At 63.1% G+C, this 1,276-nt stretch carries 1 protein-coding gene; it reads left to right on the forward strand.

What is annotated here, in order from left to right; genetic code table 11:
- A partial coding sequence (locus DD606_RS25270) for a DUF6531 domain-containing protein (RefSeq protein WP_176691499.1) occupies positions 1-1,276 on the forward strand: 1,276 nt, incomplete at both ends.

The following is a 1,276-nucleotide window of genomic DNA, read 5'->3' on the forward strand; positions in this document are numbered from 1 at the left end:
ATTGGTGGGGTTCTGGCGAACGTCGCCGGGATCACCGACGATATCAGCAACGCCGCTGAAGGATTAGGCAATGCGCTTTTCCCGCCGCCGCCTGCGGGTAAAATCACCCCCGGTTCGAGCAATGTTCTGACAAATAAACTTCCCGCTGCACGCGCCGCCGGGACGTTAACGCCTGCCGATACCCCGTCCCCTGAGCCGCAGTCGCCGGGCAGCTTTGCCGACTACGCGGGTATGCTGCTCTCCGCTGCCGGACAGTTTGGCAGCGAAATGTGGCAGCCGAGCGTTGCCTCAGCCGCCGCAGGGACCTCGCCGCTGGAAGAAGACAAGGTGGCGTGTGATAAACACTCCGGGCCACAGTATCTGGCGGAAGGCTCCAAAAGCGTCTTTATCAACGGGCAGCCCGCGGTACGTGCGAAAGATCGCACCACCTGCGAAGGCACCGTTTCCGACGACGTCTCCCCGAACGTGATCATCGGCGGCGACACCCTCACGGTCCGCGATATCAAAAGCGGTAAAACGCCGGGTCTGGCGTTGGGGATGATTGCGCTCTCCCTGCTGCGCGGGCGTCCGGGCAAGATCCTGAAAAACATGCCCTGCGCGCTGGCTGCTGCCGGTGGCGGGATGCTGGCTGATATGGCCGTCAACGCCGTGTTCGGCTCCTCGCACCCGGTTCACGCCGCTACCGGCGTGAAGGTGCTGAACGACGACGATGAACTCGATTTCTCGCTGCCGGGGCGCTTTCCGCTGCGCTGGCAGCGCAGCTACAACAGCCTGACCATCCGCGAAGGGCTGTTTGGTCTGGGCTGGGCTACCACCTTTGACAGCTATCTGACGCTGGAAGAAAACAATGCCACCTGGTTCGATGAAACCGGGCGCGAGCTGAGCTTTGAACTGCCGCCGGTCGACCGCGCGTTTTACAGCATCAGCGAAGGCATTATCATCCGCCGCAATGAGAGCGGCGACGTGGCGATTGCCGACGATGACGGCGCGGTGTGGCGTCTGTATAAACCGACCCGCGCTAACCCCTCCATCCTGCGCCTGGCCTCCCTCAGCGACGAGTACGGCAATGCGCTGCTGACGGCGTGGGACGAGCACGGCAGGCTGGTTGGTATCCATGATGAGCCGCGGGCGATCGACGTCACCCTGCGCTATGACGATGAACGTTTCCCGCAGCGTGTTACCTCGGCGAGCCATTTTGACGGCAACCAGACATGGCCGCTGATGCAGTGGGGGTACGATGCGCGCGGCCAGCTGGCGAGCGCGACGGATGCCTCCG

Source organism: Enterobacter cloacae complex sp. GF14B (genome assembly GCF_004136805.1).
Taxonomy (GTDB): Bacteria; Pseudomonadota; Gammaproteobacteria; order Enterobacterales; family Enterobacteriaceae; genus Enterobacter; species Enterobacter hormaechei_C.